Source organism: Rhodanobacter sp. FW021-MT20 (assembly GCF_041107475.1).
In the GTDB taxonomy this organism is placed as follows: Bacteria; Pseudomonadota; Gammaproteobacteria; order Xanthomonadales; family Rhodanobacteraceae; genus Rhodanobacter_A; species Rhodanobacter_A glycinis.
In genome coordinates this window covers 1-22740 of sequence record NZ_JBGBPX010000003.1, presented here as the reverse complement: position 1 = coordinate 22740, position 22740 = coordinate 1, and the positions used below count along the sequence as shown (strand labels likewise).

Here is a 22740-nt window from a genome sequence, read left to right as displayed (position 1 = left end):
CTGCCGGGCTGGCGCGGCACCTCTCGACAGGGGCGTGAGGGTGCGCATGAGCGTGAAGGCATTTCTTGCCAAGGAAGATGGTGACTTTGTCAGTCTCGACGAGGTGTTGCGCGGCATGATGCGGGCGAACGATTGCAGTTACCAGGAGGCAGCCATCACGATACTGCGGCTGCTGGCGCGTGAAGACTTTCCACCCACCTTTCTATCCATGAGCAGGGTGTATGGGGTGCGAGAAGACGTTCGAGGTCGCGAGTTTGTGATGGATCTACTGCGTGTGGCGGCCATACACGGAGAGCCTGCCGACGAGAGTGAAATACCATTTTAGGAGCTCACATGGAGCACTTCAAAATTGACTACGAGGGCGTCGGTTTCCGCCCGAGCGAAATCCTTGCCCTTCTAAAGTTTCACGACATCCCTGTTGAACTTGAGGGCGATGTGCCAGCGGATACTTCACCCCAGGAAGCCTTCCCGGAGTGGAAGCGAGTCATGTCGCTGGATTCCACTTTCGTACTGTTCGACGTGGTTTGCGCGATCATCGGTATTGATCCGTATGACAGCCAATTTTTCCCCGACGATGCGCAGGCTGACTTTCGGCGCTACGAAGACCTGCTGCACAAGGCCATTGCCCGTGGGGAGTTGGCGGCGACAGAGGTCACCACGAAGCGGAACGATAAAACGTGGCAAATGGATGCCTCTGCGTTGCTGGCATGGTGCGAGGCAAAAGGAATTGTGTACCCGCTTCCGCTGCCTGCATCTCTGCCCATGCCGGTGTTGCCAAAGCCGAGCGCACTTGTGGCCGGTCGATGGCCATGGGGCGAGCACACCACGAAGGCACTGGCGCTTTTGGCCGATGCAGCCAGGCAGTGGTGGAGTACGTACGACCCTGCCGAACCCCAAACTGCGCCCACCAATAACGAGGTGGTCGAACATCTGGTTGCAAAGGGAGCCAGCACAAAACTGGCGGAGTCCATTGCGTCGATTTTGCGCGCCGATGATCTGCCGACAGGGCGTCGAAAAAGCAGCGCTGATTGAAAGGGTTCGCCCTCTTTCAGCGGCACTACAAAGCCATTTCTACCAGGTCAAGGTGACGAAAGGGCTGCCCTCTTTTCCGTGCCGTTGGCTGGAAAGGGGTGAATCGCTTCGGCTATTCACAACGCGAAACATGACCAAAATGGCGAACCATGTTCAACGACGGCCAACACGGGCCGAAGGAAGTCAACATGGTGAAGCCCCAACCCATCGCCAAGCTGGAACCCGGTGACCTTGTAACCGAACGCGAAGCCGCCGCCAGTCTCGGCGTTGCTGTCCGCACCCTGCGCAACTGGCGCGCCCTACGAAAAGGCCCGCACTATCGCAAGATCGGCACTCGGCTGGTGCGCTATCACCGCGCCGACCTAGCCGAGTTCCAGCGCATCATGGTAGGCGAATCCGGCGAGGCTGCCGCATGATCGCCACCACGCTCGGCACCGACCGGCAACCCGCACACCCGCTGCGGCTGGCCGTGCTCGCCACCGACGAAGTGCGCCAGCACCTGCGCGAGTACGCCGACGCTACCCACCGGCCCGCCTGGGAAGCCATGCACGCCGCCAACTTGTTGGACACCGTGGCTGATCTGCTGGACAAGGCGGTGGCCCGATGACCAGAACACGACGGAAGATGAAGGGCCGAGCCGGGGGCGGCGGGTTTCTCATGCTGCCGCACGCGGTGATGGATTCGCCGAGCTATGGCAGCTTGTCCGGCAGCGCCGTGAAGCTGCTAAATGATCTTGGGCGCCAGTATCGAGGCCACAACAACGGCGACTTGAGCGCGGCGTGGAACGTCCTGCGGGGGCGTGGCTGGAAGTCGCGCGATACGCTTGCGCGTGCACTGTCCGAATTATTGGAACTGGGCCTGATCGAGAAAACGCGGCAAGGTGGCTTGCACCTGTGCAGTCTCTACGCATTGACGTGGTACGCCATCGACGAATGCGACGGCAAGCTGGACGTACCGGCGACGCGCGTAGCGTCCGGCTTGTGGAAGCAGCCGAAGCGCTGCGACGAAAACATGAGCGCCAGCACGGAATCCGTGTCTACAAGGCCCGGAATCCGTGTCTACGGGAGCAAGGCGGCATGACCGTAGGCCCGGAATCCGTGTCTAAACGGCCTGTTTTTGCACCTGCTTAGACACGGAATCCGTGCACCTATCTAGATATCTACCAAGCGGGAGCGCACGCGGACGCTTGGGCTGTTGCTGGTGCTGTTGCCTTGGACTTGATCTTGAGGCTTTGGACGCTGGCGACGCGAACATCACGAATGAAGGCGACGAACGATGAAGGCGACACTACCGGGCGACGTGCTGCTGGCGCTGGAGCAAGCGAAGCGCACGGCAGGGTGGAACATGCGACGCGGCGACGTGCAGCGATTTACGCTTGCGAGCATGGAAGGGCACGCACCGTGCCGGTTGTATGTTGTGCCCGCACGACGCTGGGCCTATCGACGCTGGGAGCGCCAAACCGCTGAACTGCGGCAGCGAGGTAATGCGGCATGACCCGCAAGACGAACACCGACCCGATGCTGCGCGGCAGCGTCACGCACCGGCGCACGCAATCCGATTACCTGCGCACGCTGCTGGATCGCGTCACGCTGGAAACCTGGGGCGACGTGGTGGAAGCCACCGTTACCCACGCGAAGGAAGGCGATGCGCAGGCCCGTGCGTTCCTGGCTTCCTATCTTGTCGGCAGGCCCGCGATGGATGCGCCTTCGCCGCTGGCTGTCATGGTGCAGGCCATCGGTGGCGATGATCCGCTGGTGTCGGCACTGGCGGAGCCGGCCATTGATCGCTTCAAGTACCCGACACTTCACGCGGGCGACGAAGCGGAGGCCACGATAAAGGCCATGATCGCCGACGAGCTGCCCGACCACCTGCAAGGTAATCCGTGAGCTATCCCGGCGGCTGGCGACCGCACATCGAATCGGCCACCTGCCTGGACGTGCGGCGCATGCTCAAGCTGGGGGCGCTGGTGCCGAACTGCGAGATGCGCGGCAGTTGGCAATGGACGAACGGCGACGGCGAGAAAGTCGCCAGCGTGAACTACCACGCGACGCTCACCGAGACGGCGGGCCTGCTGGTGCTGGACTACACGTACCGCGAGCGCGACACCGGCGAGCGCCAGCCGGAGACCTGCCGCATTGCCTTGGAGTCGCTGCCATGCCATTACGGCGGGCGACGCTGGTATGCCCGCTGCCCGTACTCACTGCGGCTCGCGGTGAGGCTCTACAAGTGGAACGGCATCGCGCAGTTCTGCCACCGCGACGCGATCAAGCCCCGGCCCACCTACGCCAGCCAGCGCGTGAGCGGTGCGGAACGCATAATGGACCAACGCTGGGCGCTTCGCCGCAAGCTGGGCGACGAGTACAGCGACCTTTTCGGCCAGCCGTTCAAACCGAAATGGATGCGCCAGCGCACCTTCGACCGCTACGCCGCCCGCGATGCCGAACTGGCCGCCCGCGAGTTCGGCCATTTCGCCCGGTTGCTGGGCAGGTTCGGAGCGCCTGGCTTTGACGAATAAACGGGCGGTTAGCCATTGGATTTAGGTTTGCTGGGCGAGGCGCCAGACCCAGCATGTCGCCCAAGCCGCCCACATCGCGCGCGTACGCGCGCGAGGGAATGGCGGGAAACCTGATAAAACCTCACATCTTGGCTTGCGCTACCATTCCGGCCCCACCCTTATCTCGCCCACTTTCCAAGACCGATTGAATGACCACAACAGACCGACCGGCAGCCGCTGACCAGCCACCCCACACCGGCCACTTGCCCAAGCCTTCGCCGTGCGACCTGGACGCTGAGGCCACCGACTGCGCCGAGGCGCTGGCGCGCGAGGAAGCGTTGCGCGGGTCAACCCTTCGCGTGCCGCGATGAAGGGTGTCGCGCACGGGATGGGGTAACTTTGGGGAGAACTTTCAAAACGAGCCTTCGCAAGCCGCGCCATTGCTGGATTTTCGATGCCCCTCTTGCACCAACAACCGTGGATTCGATGCCGATTCATCCGGTATCCCACGAGCAAAAAAGCCGCCGCATGGCGGCTTTTTTGTGCGCAACATGACCCGTTCATCGCTTTCCACGGGGCTGGTACGACGCCCCTGTGCGTGGGCTAGAATGCGGTCATTGTTTCATCAGGGAAACGATTGTGACCGTACTCGATGGTGCGCTGCAGGATCTCAACGATCTGTACTTCTTTGCGGCCGTGGTGGAGCACGGTGGCTTCTCGGCGGCGGGGCGGGCGCTGGGCATTCCGAAGTCGCGCCTGAGCAAGCGCGTGGCCCAGCTGGAGGATCGACTGGGTGTGCGGCTGCTGCAACGGACCACGCGTCGCTTCGTGGTCACCGAGGTGGGTGAGCGCTTCTATGGACACTGCCGTGCCGTGCTGGAGGAGGCGCGCGCCGCCCAGGATGCCGTGGATGAGCTGCGTGCCGAACCACGCGGCGTGGTACGGATCAGTTGCCCGGTGTCGCTGACCCAGACGGTGCTCGCGCACGTATTGCCGGATTTCATGGCGCGCTATCCCAAGTTGCAGGTGCGCGTGCAATCCACCAATCGACGGGTGGACCTGATCGGCGAGGGGGTGGATCTGGCGATCCGCGTGCGCAGCAAGCTGGATACCGATGCCAACATGATCGTGCGCAGCTTCGGCATGTCGCGCGTGCTCGCCGTGGCCAGCCCTGCCTTGCTGAAGGCCGAGGGGCGCCCGGAACATCCTTCGGACCTGTCCCGCCTGCCGGCCTTGTCGATGCAGGAGCACGAGGGGGCGCAGATGTGGGAGCTGATCGATGGCGAAGGGCAGCGCGTCAACGTCGAGCTGCAGGCGCGCCTGGTCAGTGGCGACTTCGCGATGCTGCTGGAAGCCGCGCGCCGCGGCATGGGCGTGACCCTGTTGCCGGAGTTTGTCTGCGCGCCGGCCATCGCCGCGGGCGAGCTGGAGGTGGTGTTGCCGCAGTGGAGTGCGCCGGACGGTACGATGCATTTCGTGTATCCGAGTCGCCGCGGCATGCTGCCCGGGGTACGTGCGCTGGTGGACTTCCTGGCCGAGCGCCTGCCCGAGACGGCGTGGCAGAAACATGAAGAGTGCAAGCAGCGCCCGTTGTCCCCGGTCTGAGCGTGCTAGGCTTTTGGTTTGGCCATCCAAACGACTCCATGATGCGTATTGATACCAAGCTTCCGAAGGTCGGCACCACCATTTTCAGCGTGATGAGCCAGCTGGCGATGGAGCACAAGGCGGTGAACCTCGGGCAGGGCTTCCCTGACTATGAGCCGCCCCGGGCATTGCGTGACGCGGTGACCCGTGCGATGGGCGAGGGTTGCAACCAGTACGCCCCGGGCATCGGCCTGGCTTCGCTGCGAGAACAGATTGCGTTGAAGACCGAGCGCCTATATGGCCGTCGGGTCGACCCGGTTTCCGAGGTGACGGTCACCTCCGGCGCCACCGAGGCGCTGTTCTCGGCGATTGCCGCAGTGGTGCGCGCAGGCGACGAGGTGATCGTGTTCGATCCGGCCTACGACAGTTACGAGCCGGCGATCGAGTTGCAGGGCGCGCGTGCGGTGCACATTCCATTGACGGTGCCGGCATTCTCGATCGACTGGCAACGCGTGCGCGATGCAGTGACCGCGAAGACCCGAATGATCCTGGTCAACAGCCCGCACAACCCGTCCGGCGCGACGTTGTCGGCAGCCGATCTCGACGAACTGGCAGCGATCGTGCGCGATACGGATATCGTGGTGCTGTCCGACGAGGTGTACGAGCACATCGTCTACGACGGCGCCACGCACCAGAGCGTGCTGCGCCACGCCGAACTGGCCGAACGCAGCATCGTGGTGTCCAGCTTCGGCAAGACGTATCACTGCACCGGCTGGAAAGTGGGCTACGCGGTGGCGACGAAGGCGTTGTCGGCGGAATTCCGCAAGGTGCACCAGTACCTTACGTTCTGCACGTTCCATCCGGCCCAGGTGGCGTTCGCCGAATTTCTGGCCAGCGACCCGCAGCACTATCTCGAGTTGCCGGCGTTCTACCAGGCCAAGCGCGATCGCTTCCGCGAACTGCTGAAGCCGTCCCGGCTGAAGTTGCTGGATGTGCCGGGTGGCTATTTCCAGTTGGTCGATTATTCGGCCATTCGCGATGAGGACGATGTGGTGTTCGGCGAATGGTTGGTGAAGCAGGGCGGGGTAGCGGGCATCCCGCTCTCGCCGTTTTGCGACAAGCCACCGGGCACGCGCCTGCTGCGGCTGTGCTTCGCCAAGAACGACGCCACGCTGGAGGCCGGGGCGGAGCGTCTATGCAAGCTCTGACCGTTACGCTGGTGCAGGGTGCCACGCGCTGGCACGATGCGCCGGCCAACCGCGATTACTACGGCGGGCTGGTGCGTCAAGCCGCGGGGCAAAGTGATCTGATTGTGCTGCCGGAAACGTTTCTTTCGGGCTTCAGCAACGATACGGGTGTCAGTGCCGAGGTGATGGACGGCGAGGGCGTGACCTGGCTGCGTGCGCTGGCGGCTGAGGTCGGCGCCGTGATCTGCGGCAGCCTGGCGATACGCGAAGGCGGCACCGTGTTCAATCGCCTGCTGTGGATGCGTCCTGACGGCACGCACGAGCAATACGACAAGCGTCATCTGTTTCGCATGGCGAGCGAGCACACGCGCTACGGCGGTGGCGATGAACGACTGATCGTCGAGCTCAACGGCTGGCGCATCCTGCCGCAGGTTTGCTACGACCTGCGCTTCCCGGTGTGGCTGCGCAATCGCCGCCGAGAGGAGGCCGAGGGCGGGATGGATTACGACCTCGCCTTGTTCGTGGCGAACTGGCCGGCACCGCGGCGCCAGCCATGGCGAACCTTGCTGCGTGCGCGTGCGATCGAGAATCTGTGTTGCGTGGTTGGCGTGAATCGCGTCGGTGTCGATGGCAACGACTTGCCGTATGCGGGCGACAGCGTGGCCATCGATCCGGTGGGCGAGCCGTTGCTGGAGCTGGGCGCGCAGGAACAGGTGGCCACGGTGCGATTCGATCCGGCGGCCTTGCTTGCGCACCGCGAGCGCTTCCCGGCGTGGATGGATGCGGATGACTTCACGCTGGTTAACAAGTAAGCAGAAGGCACTTCGAGTGAAAAAAAATTACGAAAAGTGTTGACGCAGGCGCCTCTAATCTGAATAATTCCGCTTCTCGCTTCGGCGCCTCCGGGATTTCCGGAAAGCGATTGAAGAAAGACGGTTTCAAGTGCGCCCGTAGCTCAGTTGGATAGAGTACCAGGCTACGAACTTGGTGGTCGGGAGTTCGAATCTCTCCGGGCGCACCATTTTTTTGAACATGATGTTTGCGCATCATGGATGGGCCGCAAGCAAGACACCGCTTGCGGAGCCGGACAGAGTTTGAAGTTCGGTGTGCTTCGATACGGATTGACTGAGCGAGGTGTCACCCGTAACATTCGAAGGCTTCGGTGACCAAGTGTGATCGTTGCATTCGGAACGGGGTATAGCTCAGTCTGGTAGAGCGCCAGCTTTGGGAGCTGGATGTCGTGGGTTCGAATCCCTCTGCCCCGACCAGCAGGCGTTAAGCTTGATTCAAGCGCCTGTAGCTCAACCGGATAGAGCATCGGCCTTCTAAGCCGACGGTTGCAGGTTCGATTCCTGTCAGGCGCGCCAATCAAAATAGTTGTTGTTCTGGTGGGCGTAGCTCAGTTGGTTAGAGTCCCGGATTGTGATTCCGGATGTCGTGGGTTCGAATCCCATCGCTCACCCCAAATTCAAGTTTCAGGGCCGTTAGCTCAGTTGGTAGAGCAGTTGACTCTTAATCAATTGGTCGAAAGTTCGAATCTTTCACGGCCCACCAAACGGAACGAAGGCTCGCGGCAACGCGGGCCTTCGTTTTTTTATCGTCTGCATCACGCTGCGAGCTTGTGCTGGGCTGCCGGGCAACCGTAAAATGGCCCGCTTTCGTGCAAGGGAATCATCGACTTAGCGGGCGCGGATGTGGATGCACAAGCAGCCATGGCGAGGGCAGGCGGAAATGCCTGTCGGATTGCCCGGTTGCAGAGGCGCCAGTTGGGGTGTTGCGCGTGCGAAAGTGGCGGAACTGGTAGACGCACCAGATTTAGGTTCTGGCGGGTAACCCCCGTGCGGGTTCGAGTCCCGCCTTTCGCACCATTCCCTTGGGTTTTGTTTTTTTGATGAGGCGGCGGGGCCGCCGCGGCACCGTGACAGGGCCACTACAGGTCATTCCAGGAGACGTCATGCAGGTTTCGGTTGAGAACGTCGGCAAGCTCGAGCGCAAGCTCACGGTGAAGTTCCCGGCGGAGCGATTCGACACGCAGGTGAACGAGCGCATCGCGGAAATGGGCCGCACCGTGCGGTTGAAGGGCTTCCGTCCGGGCAAGGTGCCGAAGACGGTCATCCAGCAGCGCTATGGCGATCAGGTTCGCAGCGAGGTGCTCTCCGACCTGATCGGCAGCACGCTGCGCGAAGCCTTCGCGCAGGAAAAGCTGCAGCCGGTGGCCAATCCGTCCATCGACACCACGGGCAAGCCGGAGAACGGCGAGATTGCCTACACGGCCACGTTCGAGGTGATGCCGGAATTCCCCGAGGTCGACGTCTCCGCACTGGAAATCCAGCGCCCGGTCGCCGTGGTCTCGGATGCCGATATCGACAAGATGATCGAAACGCTGCGCCTGCAGCGCCGTAGCTTCGACCAGGTGGATCGCGCCTCGGCCGAGGGTGATTTCGTGATGTTCGAGTACAGCGCGGTTGCAGGCGACTATCGCTTCCCGGCCGAAGGCCTGGAGCGCGCCGGCAGCGTGCTGGGTTCGGGCAGCCTGTTCAAGGCCCTGGATGAAGCCCTGACCGGGCATGCGGCTGGCGATGAGTTCGAATCCGACGTGGCTTTTCCGGAAGATTTCCGCAACGAGAGCCTGGCGGGCCAGACGGCCAAGGTCAGCTTCAAGATCATCAAGGTGCAGGAGCCGAAGCTGCCCGAGGTGGATGCCGAGTTCGCCAAGCTCTTCGGCATCGCCGACGGCGACCTGGAGACCTTCCGCAAGGAAGTTCGTGCCAACCTCGAGCGCGAGCTGAAGGCAACGCTGCTGGCCCGCCTGAAGTCCGAAGTGGCCGAGAAGCTGGCCACTGCGCACGCCGAGCTGGATGTGCCGAACATGATGGTGCAGTCCGAGGCCCGCAATCTTGCCAGCGGCAGCGTGCCGCAGGGCCAGCAGCCGCCGCAGCAGCTGATCGAGGCCGCCCAGCCGATGGCGCGCAAGCGCGTGATCGCCGGCCTGCTGATGGGCGAAGTGGCGCGCAAGCAGGAAATCAAGCTGGACCGTACCCGCGTGGCCGAGCAGCTGGCCGCGATCGCCTCGACCTACGAGGAACCGGAAAAGGTCGTTGAACTCTATAACAATGACCCCCAACTCATGTCGGGTCTGCAGAACCGCGTGATCGAGGACCAGGTGGCCGAGTGGGTGGCGGAACATGCCAAGACCACCGTGCAGGACCTGAGCTTTGACGAAGTGATGCGACCGGTCGGCGCTTGAGGCCGTTCTTCCCCAGTCACCCATCGAGAGCGAGAAGCATGGCCACGGACCCGATCCAGAACCTCAACCTGATTCCCATGGTCGTCGAGCAGACTGCTCGCGGCGAGCGGTCCTACGATATCTACTCGCGCCTGTTGAAGGAGCGGGTGATCTTCCTGGTCGGCCCGATCGATGACAACGTGGCCAATGTGATCGTGGCGCAGATGCTGTTCCTGGAGTCGGAGAATCCGGACAAGGACATCCACTTCTACATCAACAGCCCCGGCGGCGTGGTTACCGCCGGGCTGGCGATCTACGACACCATGCAGTTCATCAAGCCCGATGTCAGCACGATGTGCATCGGCCAGGCCTGCAGTGCCGGTTCGCTGTTGCTGATGGCTGGCGCGGCAGGCAAGCGCTTTGCGTTGCCAAACTCGCGGGTGATGATCCATCAGCCGTCGGGCGGCGCGCAGGGCCAGGCCACGGACATCGAGATCCATGCCAAGGAAATCCTCTATCTGCGCCAGCGCCTGAATGGCCTGTATGCCCACCATACGGGCAAGCCGATCGAGGAAATCGCCCATGACATGGAGCGTGACCGCTTCCTGAGCGCCGAAGATGCCAAGACCTATGGCCTGATCGACCAGGTGCTCGACAAGCGTGCGGTCGACACGGTGAAATCGGCCTGATTCCGACTCTTATCCACCCGGGTTGCGAGCGGGCTCCGCGTCTGGATGCAGACGCGGAGCCCTGTGCTATTCTCGCGACGCAACCGATTTACAGCAGGGTTACAGCATGAGCGACGAGCGGCAGGGCCGTTCCAACGACGGCGGCAAGATTCTCTACTGCTCCTTCTGCGGCAAGAGCCAGCATGAAGTGCGCAAGCTGATCGCGGGTCCGTCCGTGTTCATCTGCGACGAGTGCGTGGAACTGTGCAACGACATCATTCGCGAGGAGCTGGAGGAGAAGGCCGCTTCCGGCCGCACCCAGCTGCCGAAGCCGAAGGAAATCATGGAGACGCTCAACCAGTACGTGGTTGGGCAGACGCGCGCCAAGAAGGCGCTGTCGGTGGCGGTGTACAACCACTACAAGCGCATGGAATCGCGCCAGAAGAACGAGGAAGTCGAGCTGGCGAAGTCGAACATCCTGCTGATCGGACCGACCGGTTCGGGCAAGACATTGCTGGCCGAAACGCTGGCACGCCTGCTGAATGTGCCGTTCACCATCGCCGACGCGACCACGCTGACCGAGGCGGGCTACGTGGGCGAGGATGTCGAGAACATCATCCAGAAGCTGTTGCAGAAGTGCGACTACGACGTCGACAAGGCGCAGTCGGGCATCGTCTACATCGACGAGATCGACAAGATCTCGCGCAAGAGCGAGAACCCGTCGATCACCCGGGACGTGTCGGGCGAGGGCGTGCAGCAGGCGCTGCTGAAGCTGATCGAGGGCACCTTGGCCTCGGTGCCGCCGCAGGGTGGCCGCAAGCATCCGCAGCAGGAATTCCTGCAGGTTGACACCAAGAACATCCTGTTCATTTGCGGCGGTGCATTCGCCGGCTTGGAAAAGGTGATCCAGCAGCGCTCCGAGACCACCGGCATCGGCTTCGGCGCCGAGGTCCGTTCCAAGGAACGCACCGAGAACCTGGGCAAGTTGCTGGCCGAGGTGGAGCCGGCGGATCTGGTGCGTTTCGGCCTGATCCCCGAGTTTGTCGGCCGCCTGCCGGTGGTTGCCACGCTGGACGAGCTGGACGAGGACGCGTTGGTGAAGATCCTCACCGAGCCGAGGAACGCGGTGACCAAGCAGTTCAAGCGCCTGTTCGAAATGGAAGGCGCCGAGCTGGAGTTCCGCCCCGAGGCCCTGTCGGCAATCGCCAAGAGGGCGCTCAAGCGCAAGACCGGCGCGCGTGGCCTGCGCACGATCCTCGAGCAGGTGCTACTGGACACGATGTACGAGCTGCCCTCGCTGGAACACGTCAGCAAGGTGGTGGTGGACGATGCGGTGATTGACGGGCAGGCCGAGCCCTACCTGATCTATCGCGGCAACCTGCAACAGCAGCGCATCGGTGGCGATGGCGGCGACGCCGCTGCCTGACTCCATCGCTTTCCGGCAATGTCGTCGGCCCCGGCGTTTCGCGTCGGGGCCGTTTCGTTTTTTGCGGGGGTGCGCGCACTTGAGTGCACGTGTCTTCGCCTCCACTTGACGTACTTGGGGCCCCGGCGCAGTGTCGGGGTCGAGCCCGTCCATACATCGCGAGAGAGCCCTTTCGATGGCAAAACATGCCGCATCTTCCGCAGCCACTTCCGCCACGCTGGACGCCTTGCCGGTGTTGCCGTTGCGTGACGTGGTCGTCTACCCGCACATGGTGATCCCCCTGTTCGTGGGGCGCGACAAGTCGATGCGCGCACTCGAACACGCGATGGAGAACGAGCGGCAGATCCTGCTTGTTGCGCAAAAGAGCCCGGATATCGACGATCCCGTCGTCGATGACCTGCACGCCATCGGCACGCTGGCCAGCGTCCTGCAGTTGCTGAAATTGCCGGATGGCACGGTCAAGGTGCTGGTCGAAGGCCAGGCCCGCGTCGATATCGAGGACTATCACGACGAAAGCGGCATGCTCAGCGCACGTTCGCGCGTGATCGAGCCCGTTTACAGCGGCAAGGAGCGCGAGCTGGACGTGGTTTCGCGTACGTTGATCTCGCTGTTCGAGCAGTTGGTCAAGCAGAGCCGCAAGCTGCCGCCCGAAGTGCTCACCACGTTGTCCGGCATCGAGGATCCCTCGCGCGTGGCCGATTCCATCGCCGCGCATTTGTCCGTACGCATGGCCGACAAGCAGAAGGTGCTGGAGACGGTCGACGTCGGCCAGCGGCTGGAGCTTCTGATTGGCCTGGTCGATGGCGAGATGGACCTGCAGCAGGTGGAAAAGCGCATCCGCGGCCGGGTCAAGTCGCAGATGGAGAAGAGCCAGCGCGAGTACTACCTCAACGAGCAGATGAAGGCGATCCAGAAGGAACTGGGCGAGGGCGAGGACGGCCCCAACGAAATCGAGGAACTGCAGAAGAAGATCGAGTCGGCCGGCATGCCCAAGGTGGTGCTGGCCAAGGCCCGGCAGGAGTTCGGCAAGCTGCGCCAGATGTCCCCGATGTCGGCCGAGGCCACGGTGGTGCGCAACTACCTGGACTGGCTGGTGGGCGTGCCGTGGAAGAAGCGCAGCAAGGTGCGCAAGGATCTGGCGCTCGCGCAGGAAGTCCTCGATGCCGATCACTTCGGGCTGGAGAAGGTGAAGGATCGCATCCTCGAGTACCTCGCCGTGCAACAGCGCGTGAACACCATGAAGGGGCCGATCCTGTGCCTGGTCGGGCCGCCTGGCGTGGGCAAGACCTCGCTGGGGCAGTCCATCGCCAAGGCGACCAACCGCAAATTCATCCGCATGTCGCTGGGCGGCGTGCGCGACGAGGCCGAGATCCGTGGCCACCGCCGGACGTATATCGGCTCGATGCCGGGCCGCATCGTGCAGAACATCAACAAGGTCGGCACCCGCAATCCGCTGTTCGTGCTGGATGAAATCGACAAGATGTCGATGGACTTCCGCGGCGACCCGTCGTCGGCACTGCTGGAAGTGCTGGATCCGGAGCAGAACCACACGTTCAACGACCATTACCTGGAGGTCGACCTCGACCTGTCCGAGGTGATGTGGATCGCCACGGCCAACTCGCTGAACATTCCGGGCCCGTTGCTCGACCGCATGGAGGTGATCCGCATTCCGGGTTACACCGAGGACGAGAAGCTGGCGATTGCGCAACGTTACCTGTTGCCCAAGCAGCTCAAGGCGAATGGCCTCAAGCCGGAAGAGCTGAGCGTGGGCGAGGACGCCATCCGCGATATCGTGCGTTACTACACGCGCGAATCCGGCGTGCGCAACCTGGAGCGCGAGATTTCCAAGATCTGCCGCAAGATCGTCAAGCAGTTGACGCTGGGTGAGATCGTGCCGGCCAAGGCGAAGAAGTCGCCGGCAAAGGCCGTAAAGACGGCCAAATCGAAAACGGTGAAGCCGGCAGCCGCAGCTCACGTCGATGCCGACAACCTCGAGCGCTACCTGGGCGTGCGCCGCTTCGATTTCGGTCGCAAGGAACAGCAGAACGAAGTCGGCCTGGTCACCGGCCTGGCCTGGACCCAGGTGGGCGGCGAGCTGCTCAGCATCGAAGCCTCGGTGGTGGCGGGCAAGGGACGCCTGGTGAATACCGGACAACTCGGCGACGTGATGAAGGAGTCGATCCAGGCCGCCTTGTCGGTGGTGCGCACGCGCGTCGGTCCGTTGGGCATCGAGCCGGATTTCCACGAAAAACTGGACCTGCACATCCACGTGCCGGAAGGCGCCACACCAAAGGATGGTCCCAGCGCAGGCATCACGATGTGCACGGCGCTGGTGTCGGCTTTGACCAAGATTCCGGTGCGCTCGGAAGTGGCGATGACGGGCGAGATCACCCTGCGTGGTCGCGTGCTGCCGATCGGCGGTCTCAAGGAAAAGTTGCTGGCGGCCCATCGCGGCGGCATCACCACGGTGATCATCCCGGACGATAACCGCAAGGATCTGGCCGACATCCCGGCCAACATCACCGACTCGCTGGAGATCCATCCGGTGCGCTGGATCGACGAAGTGCTCGATATCGCGCTGGAACGTCCCCTGCAGCCGCTGGCGGCCAAGCCTGTGCAAGCGGCGGCCAAGACGCCGAAGCCGCGCAAGGGTGGCTCCGAGGCGCAGACGCGCACGCATTGATCCTGGCGGTTCCGGATCGACCTTCCGGCCGGCGGCAATTGCGTTGCCGGCCGAAGGCGGTTTTGCGCATGTTTGCGGAGCTTTTCCATACGGCTTTGCGCAGTCCGGTGCAAGTGCTTCCCGGATATCACCTGAACCGTGGGAAGCCTTGGTATTCCTAGTGTTGCGGAGCCTGAGGGGCACTGGTATAAAGAGTCACCGCAACCAATGCACCGCCGTTCGAGGGTGTTGCGATGCGGGGCCGCGAGGCGGCACCTTCGAGGAATCAACCATTCGATGGTGGTGTCGTTTCGTCCCAGACTGACCATGCGGGCCGCACAAAAACGTTTAAGGGAGTGACTCAATGAATAAAACCGATCTGATCAACGCCATCGCCGAGAAGGCCGAGCTCACCAAGGCCGATTCCGGCCGTGCCCTCGAGGCTTTCTTTGAAACCGTCCAGAAGGCCCTGAAGAAGGGTGACGACGTTTCGGTGGTCGGCTTCGGCACCTTCACCGTGCGCAAGCGCGCTGCTCGTACGGGTCGCAATCCGCGCACCAACGAGACGATCAAGATCAAGGCTTCGAAGGTTCCTGCCTTCAAGGCTGGCAAGACGCTCAAGGACGCCCTAAACTAAGCGGCTTCCGCTTGGTTTTGGGTGCTTAGCTCAGCGGTAGAGCGTCGCCCTTACAAGGCGGTGGTCGTAGGTTCGATCCCTACAGCACCCACCAGAAATGCGGAGCGGTAGTTCAGCTGGTTAGAATGCTGGCCTGTCACGCCGGAGGTCGCGGGTTCGAGTCCCGTCCGCTCCGCCAGAGAACGCAAGGGCGCCCACGTGGCGCCCTTGTCATTTATGCTAGGGGTTCTTGTGCCCGGCCTTCCGGGTACCACCATCATTCGAATTGCGGGAAGAGTTCATGCTGCAGGCAATGAGTGAGAAGATGAAGGGGTGGCCAGCCATCATCGTGCTGGGCGTTGCCACCTTCGCGATGTCGTTTTTCGGCATCGAGGGTTATTTCAGTTCGCGCGTGGATACCTACGTGGCGAAAGTCGGCAAGCATGAGATCAGCCAGCAGCAATTCCGCGACCGGATGAACCAGATCCGCCAGCAGGCAATGGCCCAGGAAGGCGACCAGTTCGATGGTACGGCCTTCGAGAAACCCGCCAACAAGCGCCGTATCCTGGATGCGATGGTAGACCAGCAACTGCTGCTCAAGGCCAATGGCGACCTTGGCATGCGCGTGTCGACCCAGGCGCTGCGCGACGCCATCGCGAACGTGCCGGCCTTCCAGGTCAATGGCAAGTTCGATCCCGAGACCTATCGTTCGGTGCTGGCCGCCAATCGCATGACGCCGGAAATGTTCGAGGAGCAGCAGAGCTCCAGCATGGCGGTTGCGTTGTTGCCCGATGCGATCAACGACAGTGCCATCGTCACCGACGCGGACATGGACCGTTACCTCGACTTGCAGCTGCAGCGTCGCGACGTGCAGTACTTCACCTTGCCCCGTCCCGCGCCGGCAAACAGCAGCGTGACCGACGACGAGATCGCCAGCTACTACAAGGGTCATCAGGCCGATTTCATGCGGCCGGAACAGGTATCGCTGAAATACATCGAAGTGAACGACGCCGACCTCAAACTCGATGCGCAACCCAGCGAGGACGAGCTGAAGAAGCGTTACCAGGACGAAAAGTCGCGCTTCGTACAGCCGGAACAGCGACTGGTTTCGCACATCCTGATCAACGTGCCGAAGAATGCCACGCCGGCGCAGCAGAAGGCCGCACTGGCCAAGGCCGACAAGATCGCTGCCGAAGCCACGCCCGCCGATTTTGCCGAATTGGCCAAGAAGGATTCGGACGACCTGGGTTCGAAGAGCCAGGGCGGCAACCTGGGCTGGCTGCAGAAGGGCGTGACCAACGCCGCCTTCGACACGGCCATGTTCTCCTTGAAGAAAGGCGAGATTTCCAAGCCGGTGCTGTCGCCCGAGGGTTACCACATCATTTACCTGCGTGATGTCCAGAGCGGCAAGATCAAGCCGTTCGACCAGGTACGGGCCGAGCTGGCGCAGGAAGCCATCAAGGCGGACCGCGAGCACAAGTTCAATGAAGTGGCGGGCAAGCTGGCCGACGCGAGCTACCAGACCCCCGGCTCGCTGGACACGGCGGCCAAAAACCTGGACCTGCCGGTCAAGACCACCGGTCTGTTTTCCCACAGCGGTGGCACCGGGATTGCCGCAAACGCCAAGGTCATCGCCGCGGCGTTCTCGGACGACGTGCTGGCCCAGGGCAACAATTCCAGCCTGATCAACCTGGGCACGGATGACGCCGTGGTGGTGCGTGTGGACAAGCACGAGCCGAAGGCCGTGCGCCCGTTGGCCGAGGTCAGCGACAGCATCAAGCAGAAGATCCTCGATGATCGCGTGATTGCCGCCGCGAAGCAGCGTGCCGATGGCTTGCTTGCACGCCTGCGCAAGGGCGAGGACATCCAGGCCGTGGCGAAGTCCGCGGGGGCCAACGTGGTAAGCGTCAGCGATGCCATGCGCATGCCGCGGGCGCCGTCAGCCCAGAGCATGCCCGCGCAGGTTCGCAGCCAGGCCTTCCTGTTGCCGCATCCGGCCAAGGACAAGCCGGAGTTCTCCAGCGTGGCCGTGGGTGACGGGGTCTTCGCCATCGTGGGCGTGGACAAGGTGCAAGGTGGCGATCTCGCCAAGATCACGCCAGCCCAGCGTGAGCAGTTGCGCAATCAGATGGCTCAGGCATTCGGCAATATGGCGACGCACGGTTTCATCGACATCCTGAAGGCGAAGACGCCGGTCAAGATTGCCGAGGATCGGATGTAATCCCGACGAATACGGTGAATCCGTGACGGATTGAAAAGGGCAGCCCGCGGGCTGCCCTTTTTGCATGGGCGTTTGCGGTGTGGGGACGGGGTTGGGTGATTCGTGCGAGCGACCCGGGGACGGCGGTCCAAGACAAAAGCCATCGAGCGCATCATGGATGCATGCCGACGGGAGCACGGTGCCGGAATCAGTCGCCTGTGCTGTCCCTGGTTGCGCGTCGAATCCAGGCGCCCGGGGTCGTGCGAGACCGTGATCAGCCTGGTGCGCTGACCTTGAGCACCTGGCCGGGTTTGATCTTGTGCTTGCGCAGGTGGTTCCAGCGTTCGAGCTTGGCCACGCTTATCGAATAATGGCGGGCGATCGACCACAGGCTTTCGCCGGGGCGCACGGTGTGATGGCGCGTTGGCGTGGAGGATGCCGATGAATCCAGCGGTGGGGATTGCTCGACCTCGCTCTGCGACGTCGGACCGTTGTCTGGAGACGACAGCGAAGGCAGCGTGATCGGCTGCGGCATGACGCTGGCGGTCAGGTTGCCGTCTTCGGCCTGCCGGGCGCCATCGCGCCATTGCGTGGCGCGGTGGCGAGGAAGCAGCAGATGCGCCGGTGTGCTGGCTACCGCGATGTGTCCATTGCGGTAGGCCGAATTGAGGTGCTTGAGCTTGCGCAAGGGCATGTCCGCGCGCGCGGCTGCCTTGCTCAACGGCATCGGGTGTTTCACTTCGACCGTTTCCAGATGATCCCCTGCTGGCAACAATGGCAGGCTGACATGGAAGCGGGACGGTTCGCGTACCACGCAGGCGATCGCCAGCAGCTTGGTCAGGTGTTCGCGCGTCGTGCGTGAAACCGGCAGTTTGGGAATCACGGGCTCGTCTGCTGGCGCGCCATGCTGCTGCACCAACCGGCGCACTGCGAATTCGCCACGGTTGTAGGCATAGTCAACCAGCCGCCAATCGTGCAGGTCGCCATGGTAGCGACTGAGCAGGGCCATCACGCTTTCGGTGGCTGCGGGTACGTCATAGCGACCGTCATAATCATGGCCGACCTTCAGGCCGATGGCCCGGGCCGTGCTCGGTACGATCTGCCACATGCCGGCGGCCCGGTGGCGGCCGTGGCCCGATACTGGCTGGAAGTGGCTTTCCACCCAGGGCAGCAGGACAAACTCGCCGGCGACATCGTGCTTGGCGGCGACCTGCTCGACGTAGGCCAGGCGCGGCATGATCTGGCGAACATGGGCTTCAAAACGCTGCGGGTCGCGGGTGTAACGGCGGGCCCAGGAAAGAATCTGTGGGTCGGCATCGCAATCGGACATCGCGAAACTCTGTCGAAGCCTGCTCCAGACGTCCTCGGAATGAGTCGGAAGCAGGGCCTTGACGCGGGCGGGTGCCGTGGGCACGACAGGAGCCGGCAGAATGACCTGTGGCGCGTGACGGGGTCGTGGCGCCGTGGCACAGGCACCCAGCAGGGTGGCCATGGCCAGTGGCAACAGGGATCGCCAGCGCCGGTCGTTCATCCGAATGTGTCCTTGGCGCCGCGCAGCGCGGCGAAGCGGGCAATCCGGTCATCGGTGTGTACTTCGTGACGCCGGCACCAGTCGATCACCGCGTGGCTGTCGACGCGGAGGAACGGGTTGGCGGCGAGCTCGTCGGCCAGCGTGCCAGGCACACTGGGTCGGTTCGCCGCGCGAAGCGTCGCGACCTGCTGTACGCGGGCGGCAAGCGCGGCATTTTCCGGCTCGATGGTGCTGGCAAAGCGCCCGTTGGCCGCCGTGTATTCATGGCCACAGCACACCCGCGTGTCGCCGGGCAGGGCCGCGAGCCGGTCCAGCGACGCCAGCATCTGCGCCGGGGTTCCCTCGAACATGCGCCCGCAGCCCAGGCTGAACAGGGTGTCGCCACACAGCAGCACGCCTTCGCCCACGTATGCCACGTGGCTGGTGGTATGGCCGGGAACCGCGATGACCCGAAACCGTGCGGCGGGTGACGGGAGCATCACGGTATCGCCGTCAGCCACGCGTTGGGTGGCCATGTCGATGCGCTCGTCGGCGGGTGCATACACCGGCACGTCATGCGCTTCGCGCAATGCCGCCGCGCCGCCGATGTGATCGGGATGATGATGCGTCAGCAGGATCGCGCGAAGGGTCAGCCCCGAGGCGGCAAGCGCCGCCTCGACCGGAGCCGACTCGCCCGGGTCGACAACCAGTGCCGAGCCATGCCCGTCGTGCAGCAACCAGATGTAGTTGTCGGCAAGGGCCGGGATCGGTACGACGTGCAAGTGGACGCTCCGCGCAAGGGCCTGGAACAGTCGTCGTGACGGCCATGTCCAGGCGAAGTCCCCGACTATAAGGCCCGGTGTCCGCTCTCTCGTTAGGTGACGGTTAAATGCCCGTTCGGCCATTCAGCCTCGTGCGGTGGTTCGTCTTTGCATCGCCAACCAGTACACTGACCGGGTTTCCGCCCCGCGACGAGCCGTTCGACGCATGTCAAAGCGTGACCACGACATCTATGCCAGCGCGCCGATGAGGGGATTGCTGGCCGAGGAGATGGCCGCGCTGATGCCCATGCTGCAGCGCTGCGCGGGAACGCGCGGCCTGCTGGTGTCGGCCGCGCCCGATGACGCGCCGCCCGCCTTGCCGCTGCTGGGGCACTGGACCCGGCTTCGCCTGTCCGGAGAGCGACTTGGTGGTGATGTGCGCGCCAGCCCGCGGGAGCCGATGCCGTTCATCGACGACGCCTTCGACCTGGTGCTGCTTCGGCACGCGCTGGAAATGGCGCCGCTGCCGCCCGCCTTGCTCGGCGACATCATCCGATGCCTGGCACCGGGCGGCGTGCTTGCGTTGACCGGGGTGCACCCGTTCGGCGGCTGGTCGCCGTGGTGGCACTGGCGCATGCATGGCATCGAGGCTCACTTGAACACGCCATTGCAACTTGGCGGCTGGTTGCGGCGGGCCGATTTGCTGGTCGAGCGAGTCCAGCGCGTGGGCCGGTTGTGGCCGAGTCCGCAGGTCGATGCGCACGCGAACGTCCATCCGCTGGGAGGGGGGTACGTGCTGGTGGCACGCAAGCGCCGCTCCATGAGCCAGCCGATACGACTGCGCCAGCATTCCGTGCCGGCACGCGCCGGGACCAGCCTGGCTTCCGGCGCCAGGCGAAGCTCGGCCGCGTGATCCCGAGCATGGGCCGCAGAAACGTTCGAGGCGGGGTGCTTCACGACAGCGAAGCTGGCCAAGTACCTGCCTGCGAGGCCGGTTTTTCGACGGTTCGCTGGGCCATGATCACCCTTCTTTCCCCATTTGCAGGAGTTGCACCCGAGTGACTGATGTTGAAGCTTTTACCGATGGCGCGTGCCTGGGCAATCCCGGCCCGGGTGGCTGGGCCGCCCTGCTGCGGGCCGGCGGCAAGGAACGCGTCGTGGCAGGTGGCGAGCCGGATACCACCAACAACCGCATGGAATTGCTGGCCGCCATCAGTGCGCTGGAGGCATTGACGCGTCCGTGCCAGGTGGTGCTCACCACCGACTCCCGTTATGTCATGCAGGGGATCGAGCAGTGGGTGCCGAAATGGCGCGCCAACGGCTGGCGCACGGCCGGCCGCCAGCCGGTGAAGAACCAGGATTTGTGGGAACGTCTTTCCCATGCCACGGGCAAGCATCAGGTGCGCTGGCAATGGGTGCGCGGACACAACGGCCACGCCGAGAACGAGCGCGTGGACCAGGCTGCCCGTGAACAGGCCGAGCAGTATCGCGACGGCAAGCGGGACAGGGCATGAGACAAGTCGTACTCGATACCGAAACCACCGGCCTGGAAGTGCGCCAGGGGCATCGCCTGATCGAAATCGCCTGCGTCGAGATGGTCGGACGCCGCCCCAGCGGGCGCAATTACCAGACCTATCTCAACCCGGATCGTGCGATCGACGAAGGCGCGCGACAGGTCACCGGCATTGCCGACGAATTCCTGCTCGACAAACCGCATTTCGAAGATGTGGTCGAGGAGTTCCTGGCCTACATCGATGGCGCCGAACTGATCATCCACAACGCCAGCTTCGACGTTGGCTTTCTCGATGCAGAGCTGGCGCGCGCCGGTGCCCACTACGGCCGCATCGCCGACCATTGTCCGGTACTCGATACCCTGGCCATGGCGCGCGAACGCTACCCCGGCCAGCGCAACAGCCTGGATGCCTTGTGCAAACGCCTGGGCGTGGACAATTCCGCGCGCGACCTGCACGGCGGCCTGATCGATGCACTGCTGCTGGCCGAAGTCTATCTGTCGATGACGTCGGGCCAGGTCGCGATGGACCTGGGCTTCGAGGAACCCGAAGAGTCGCGCACCTCCGGGATCGTGCAACCCGTTGTATTGACCCGTCGCCCGCGCGTGCTGCGCGCAAACGCCGACGAAGCGGCCGCGCACGAACGCCTGCTGGATGCATTGGACAAGAGTGCCGGCGACGGCGGGAGCTTGTGGCGGAAGGACGAATCTGCGGCTTGATAAAGTACTGCGGGTGTCGTGCAGCCGAGCTCGGTAAAGCCAAAGGGCCTGCATGACGGCGAGGGTGGGATTGTTCGGCCCATCCTTGGGCCGAACCCCTTCGCGCGGTGCGCTACGGGGCCAGCCTGCGGCTGTCCAAATTCGCTCCCGGCGAATTTGTCGACCCGACGCGGCGAAGGCCATGCTGTTCGGGGGGCGTTCATCCCTCGCCAACCTCAGCGCCTACAGCGACGATGGTGGACACTGCCAGGCGCGTGCGCAGCGGAATACGCCGGATGGCACCGTCGGAAAACATGCGGTCGAACACGGACAGGCCGCGCAGGGATTCAAGGAACCCAGCGGCGATGATGCCGTAGCCGGCAAGGTCGGCAGCCCAAGCCGCGTCGGCCATGGTGCCGGCAGATACAGCGGAGCGCAGGGTGCGGGCCACGCGCTCATCGCCCGGCGAGGCCTCGGCGAAGTGCGCGGCATAGGCGAGCTTGCCACGTGCGCGACCTACAAGGCGAGCAAGGCGGACGAACTCGACGCCGCCAGCGGATTGATCGAGAGGCATAGGAAATTCCTTGGGCATGGTCACCGCACAACGCGATGGCGTACCGCAAGGCTGGCTTCACGCTGAGAGCGTGCTCAGTTGCCTGCGTGACGATCCGTGATGTCGTGATCGAGCAAAACTCGCCGCATGCACCGAGTTAATTTCTGCAACAATCAACACGAGCGTAACATCCTTAATCAACCGTCTGACTATCCTAAACAGATCGGGAAATAACATGAGCGGTAACAAGGGAAAGAAAAAGCGTGACAAGAAACACCGCCGGGCGAACTCGCCTTACGCTAATCACAATATTAGCGGAATAGACCAGCATCGCCGTGACGGAAATAAACTGTCGCCACCACTTAATCGTATGCCCAAGATGTCGCCAACCTCTTGGATGGATGACCATATGCCCGAGATGCTGTGGGCTGTGCTTTTGACCGGCAGTTTAGATCGAAAAACCTACCTTGCTTGCTTTAGGCTCGTGGCCAAAACATGTAGAGAATGGTTTTTAGTTAAAGGTGGAGAAGAAAAGGGCTCTCTCTCGATTCGTGTGGTTGACCTTTACCCGACCACCTGTTGAGCCGCATGCGTCCACGGGTTTTTCGGCAG

At 63.1% G+C, this 22740-nt stretch carries 23 protein-coding genes and 8 tRNA genes; 28 read left to right on the top strand and 3 right to left on the bottom strand.

Going from position 1 to position 22740, the window contains the following annotated elements:
• The first annotated feature begins 46 nt into the window (after window positions 1–46).
• The 24 genes from AB7849_RS05035 to AB7849_RS04920 all read left to right on the top strand — a co-directional run bounded on the left by AB7849_RS05035 (window position 47) and on the right by AB7849_RS04920 (window position 17116).
• Window positions 47–325, top strand: a complete 279-nt coding sequence (locus AB7849_RS05035) for a hypothetical protein (RefSeq protein ID WP_008215410.1) — start codon at window positions 47–49, stop codon at window positions 323–325.
• An 8-nt stretch (window positions 326–333) separates the two neighbouring features.
• Entirely contained in the window at window positions 334–1032 is a 699-nt protein-coding gene (locus AB7849_RS05030; protein ID WP_008215408.1) for a hypothetical protein, read from the top strand.
• Between the two features lie 188 nt (window positions 1033–1220).
• Window positions 1221–1448: a helix-turn-helix transcriptional regulator gene (locus AB7849_RS05025; RefSeq protein WP_369500675.1), complete on the top strand. Its 228-nt coding sequence runs from the start codon at window positions 1221–1223 to the stop codon at window positions 1446–1448.
• Window positions 1445–1639 carry a hypothetical protein gene (locus AB7849_RS05020; protein WP_008215405.1) on the top strand — a complete coding sequence of 65 codons (195 nt, stop codon included), beginning with the start codon at window positions 1445–1447 and terminating at the stop codon, window positions 1637–1639. The genes AB7849_RS05025 and AB7849_RS05020 overlap by 4 nt, the downstream gene beginning before the upstream one ends.
• A 50-nt stretch (window positions 1640–1689) precedes the next feature.
• Entirely contained in the window at window positions 1690–2112 is a 423-nt protein-coding gene (locus AB7849_RS05015; protein WP_008215402.1) for a hypothetical protein, read from the top strand.
• Window positions 2113–2522: 410 nt separating this feature from the next.
• A complete protein-coding gene (locus tag AB7849_RS05010; protein WP_008215400.1) occupies window positions 2523–2918 on the top strand; it encodes a hypothetical protein in 396 nt (131 codons plus the stop codon).
• On the top strand, window positions 2915–3547 hold the full coding sequence (locus tag AB7849_RS05005) for a hypothetical protein (protein WP_008215398.1): 633 nt from the start codon (window positions 2915–2917) through the stop codon (window positions 3545–3547). The genes AB7849_RS05010 and AB7849_RS05005 overlap by 4 nt, the downstream gene beginning before the upstream one ends.
• 618 nt (window positions 3548–4165) lie before the next feature.
• Window positions 4166–5131 carry a LysR substrate-binding domain-containing protein gene (locus AB7849_RS05000; protein ID WP_008215396.1) on the top strand — a complete coding sequence of 322 codons (966 nt, stop codon included), beginning with the start codon at window positions 4166–4168 and terminating at the stop codon, window positions 5129–5131.
• 41 nt (window positions 5132–5172) lie between these two features.
• Window positions 5173–6318, top strand: coding sequence for a pyridoxal phosphate-dependent aminotransferase (locus AB7849_RS04995; RefSeq protein ID WP_369500734.1), 1146 nt, complete (start codon window positions 5173–5175; stop codon window positions 6316–6318).
• Window positions 6306–7109 (top strand): amidohydrolase, encoded by an 804-nt coding sequence (locus tag AB7849_RS04990; RefSeq protein WP_369500674.1) that lies wholly within the window; start codon window positions 6306–6308, stop codon window positions 7107–7109. Before AB7849_RS04995 ends, AB7849_RS04990 begins: the two co-directional genes overlap by 13 nt.
• A 132-nt stretch (window positions 7110–7241) precedes the next feature.
• A tRNA-Arg gene (locus AB7849_RS04985) sits at window positions 7242–7318 on the top strand.
• Window positions 7319–7488: 170 nt separating this feature from the next.
• A tRNA-Pro gene (locus AB7849_RS04980) sits at window positions 7489–7565 on the top strand.
• A 22-nt stretch (window positions 7566–7587) separates the two neighbouring features.
• A tRNA-Arg gene (locus AB7849_RS04975) sits at window positions 7588–7664 on the top strand.
• A gap of 21 nt (window positions 7665–7685) precedes the next feature.
• Window positions 7686–7762, top strand: a tRNA-His gene (locus AB7849_RS04970).
• 13 nt (window positions 7763–7775) lie between these two features.
• Window positions 7776–7851, top strand: a tRNA-Lys gene (locus AB7849_RS04965).
• A 228-nt stretch (window positions 7852–8079) separates the two neighbouring features.
• A tRNA-Leu gene (locus tag AB7849_RS04960) sits at window positions 8080–8165 on the top strand.
• Between the two features lie 86 nt (window positions 8166–8251).
• Window positions 8252–9544: a trigger factor gene (gene tig, locus AB7849_RS04955; protein ID WP_008215389.1), complete on the top strand. Its 1293-nt coding sequence runs from the start codon at window positions 8252–8254 to the stop codon at window positions 9542–9544.
• Between the two features lie 38 nt (window positions 9545–9582).
• Entirely contained in the window at window positions 9583–10212 is a 630-nt protein-coding gene (clpP, locus tag AB7849_RS04950; protein ID WP_008215387.1) for an ATP-dependent Clp endopeptidase proteolytic subunit ClpP, read from the top strand.
• 106 nt (window positions 10213–10318) lie between these two features.
• Window positions 10319–11617 carry an ATP-dependent Clp protease ATP-binding subunit ClpX gene (gene clpX / locus AB7849_RS04945; RefSeq protein ID WP_008215386.1) on the top strand — a complete coding sequence of 433 codons (1299 nt, stop codon included), beginning with the start codon at window positions 10319–10321 and terminating at the stop codon, window positions 11615–11617.
• Window positions 11618–11792: 175 nt separating this feature from the next.
• On the top strand, window positions 11793–14300 hold the full coding sequence (lon, locus tag AB7849_RS04940; protein ID WP_092704875.1) for an endopeptidase La: 2508 nt from the start codon (window positions 11793–11795) through the stop codon (window positions 14298–14300).
• A gap of 343 nt (window positions 14301–14643) precedes the next feature.
• A complete protein-coding gene (locus AB7849_RS04935) occupies window positions 14644–14916 on the top strand; it encodes an HU family DNA-binding protein (protein WP_008215382.1) in 273 nt (90 codons plus the stop codon).
• A gap of 19 nt (window positions 14917–14935) precedes the next feature.
• A tRNA-Val gene (locus AB7849_RS04930) sits at window positions 14936–15010 on the top strand.
• Between the two features lie 7 nt (window positions 15011–15017).
• Window positions 15018–15094, top strand: a tRNA-Asp gene (locus tag AB7849_RS04925).
• Between the two features lie 102 nt (window positions 15095–15196).
• A complete protein-coding gene (locus tag AB7849_RS04920) occupies window positions 15197–17116 on the top strand; it encodes a SurA N-terminal domain-containing protein (RefSeq protein ID WP_008215380.1) in 1920 nt (639 codons plus the stop codon).
• 253 nt (window positions 17117–17369) lie between these two features.
• Here AB7849_RS04920 and AB7849_RS04915 read toward each other — a convergent pair whose 3' ends face one another.
• Together AB7849_RS04915 and gloB are read right to left on the bottom strand one after the other, a co-directional pair.
• Window positions 17370–18626, bottom strand: coding sequence for a transglycosylase SLT domain-containing protein (locus AB7849_RS04915; RefSeq protein ID WP_237711920.1), 1257 nt, complete (start codon window positions 18624–18626; stop codon window positions 17370–17372).
• Entirely contained in the window at window positions 18623–19387 is a 765-nt protein-coding gene (gloB, locus tag AB7849_RS04910) for a hydroxyacylglutathione hydrolase (protein ID WP_008215377.1), read from the bottom strand. Before gloB ends, AB7849_RS04915 begins: the two co-directional genes overlap by 4 nt.
• A gap of 205 nt (window positions 19388–19592) precedes the next feature.
• Here gloB and AB7849_RS04905 point away from each other — a divergent pair, with 205 nt between their 5' ends.
• The 3 genes from AB7849_RS04905 to dnaQ all read left to right on the top strand — a co-directional run bounded on the left by AB7849_RS04905 (window position 19593) and on the right by dnaQ (window position 21596).
• Entirely contained in the window at window positions 19593–20279 is a 687-nt protein-coding gene (locus tag AB7849_RS04905) for a methyltransferase domain-containing protein (protein ID WP_369500673.1), read from the top strand.
• A gap of 145 nt (window positions 20280–20424) precedes the next feature.
• On the top strand, window positions 20425–20880 hold the full coding sequence (rnhA, locus tag AB7849_RS04900; protein WP_008209854.1) for a ribonuclease HI: 456 nt from the start codon (window positions 20425–20427) through the stop codon (window positions 20878–20880).
• On the top strand, window positions 20877–21596 hold the full coding sequence (gene dnaQ, locus AB7849_RS04895) for a DNA polymerase III subunit epsilon (RefSeq protein ID WP_008209852.1): 720 nt from the start codon (window positions 20877–20879) through the stop codon (window positions 21594–21596). The genes rnhA and dnaQ overlap by 4 nt, the downstream gene beginning before the upstream one ends.
• Window positions 21597–21795: 199 nt before the next feature.
• On the opposite strand, the gene AB7849_RS04890 is transcribed toward dnaQ, so the two are convergent.
• A complete protein-coding gene (locus AB7849_RS04890; RefSeq protein ID WP_008209850.1) occupies window positions 21796–22149 on the bottom strand; it encodes a hypothetical protein in 354 nt (117 codons plus the stop codon).
• Window positions 22150–22363: 214 nt separating this feature from the next.
• On the opposite strand from AB7849_RS04890, the gene AB7849_RS04885 reads away from it, so the two are divergent.
• Window positions 22364–22711, top strand: a complete 348-nt coding sequence (locus AB7849_RS04885; protein ID WP_369500671.1) for a hypothetical protein — start codon at window positions 22364–22366, stop codon at window positions 22709–22711.
• Window positions 22712–22740: the final 29 nt, after the last annotated feature.

What these genes read in the sequence shown, in the direction of transcription:
- AB7849_RS05035 (WP_008215410.1), top strand. Translation starts at nt 47, where the DNA reads ATGAGCGTGAAGGCATTTCTTGCCAAGGAAGATGGTGACTTTGTCAGT.
- AB7849_RS05030 (WP_008215408.1), top strand. Translation starts at nt 334, where the DNA reads ATGGAGCACTTCAAAATTGACTACGAGGGCGTCGGTTTCCGCCCGAGC.
- AB7849_RS05025 (WP_369500675.1), top strand. Translation starts at nt 1,221, where the DNA reads ATGGTGAAGCCCCAACCCATCGCCAAGCTGGAACCCGGTGACCTTGTA.
- AB7849_RS05020 (WP_008215405.1), top strand. Translation starts at nt 1,445, where the DNA reads ATGATCGCCACCACGCTCGGCACCGACCGGCAACCCGCACACCCGCTG.
- AB7849_RS05015 (WP_008215402.1), top strand. Translation starts at nt 1,690, where the DNA reads ATGCTGCCGCACGCGGTGATGGATTCGCCGAGCTATGGCAGCTTGTCC.
- AB7849_RS05010 (WP_008215400.1), top strand. Translation starts at nt 2,523, where the DNA reads ATGACCCGCAAGACGAACACCGACCCGATGCTGCGCGGCAGCGTCACG.
- AB7849_RS04995 (WP_369500734.1), top strand. Translation starts at nt 5,173, where the DNA reads ATGCGTATTGATACCAAGCTTCCGAAGGTCGGCACCACCATTTTCAGC.
- AB7849_RS04990 (WP_369500674.1), top strand. Translation starts at nt 6,306, where the DNA reads ATGCAAGCTCTGACCGTTACGCTGGTGCAGGGTGCCACGCGCTGGCAC.
- tig (WP_008215389.1), top strand. Translation starts at nt 8,252, where the DNA reads ATGCAGGTTTCGGTTGAGAACGTCGGCAAGCTCGAGCGCAAGCTCACG.
- clpP (WP_008215387.1), top strand. Translation starts at nt 9,583, where the DNA reads ATGGCCACGGACCCGATCCAGAACCTCAACCTGATTCCCATGGTCGTC.
- clpX (WP_008215386.1), top strand. Translation starts at nt 10,319, where the DNA reads ATGAGCGACGAGCGGCAGGGCCGTTCCAACGACGGCGGCAAGATTCTC.
- lon (WP_092704875.1), top strand. Translation starts at nt 11,793, where the DNA reads ATGGCAAAACATGCCGCATCTTCCGCAGCCACTTCCGCCACGCTGGAC.
- AB7849_RS04935 (WP_008215382.1), top strand. Translation starts at nt 14,644, where the DNA reads ATGAATAAAACCGATCTGATCAACGCCATCGCCGAGAAGGCCGAGCTC.
- AB7849_RS04920 (WP_008215380.1), top strand. Translation starts at nt 15,197, where the DNA reads ATGCTGCAGGCAATGAGTGAGAAGATGAAGGGGTGGCCAGCCATCATC.
- AB7849_RS04915 (WP_237711920.1), bottom strand. Translation starts at nt 18,626, where the DNA reads ATGAACGACCGGCGCTGGCGATCCCTGTTGCCACTGGCCATGGCCACC.
- AB7849_RS04905 (WP_369500673.1), top strand. Translation starts at nt 19,593, where the DNA reads ATGTCAAAGCGTGACCACGACATCTATGCCAGCGCGCCGATGAGGGGA.
- dnaQ (WP_008209852.1), top strand. Translation starts at nt 20,877, where the DNA reads ATGAGACAAGTCGTACTCGATACCGAAACCACCGGCCTGGAAGTGCGC.
- AB7849_RS04890 (WP_008209850.1), bottom strand. Translation starts at nt 22,149, where the DNA reads ATGCCTCTCGATCAATCCGCTGGCGGCGTCGAGTTCGTCCGCCTTGCT.
- AB7849_RS04885 (WP_369500671.1), top strand. Translation starts at nt 22,364, where the DNA reads ATGAGCGGTAACAAGGGAAAGAAAAAGCGTGACAAGAAACACCGCCGG.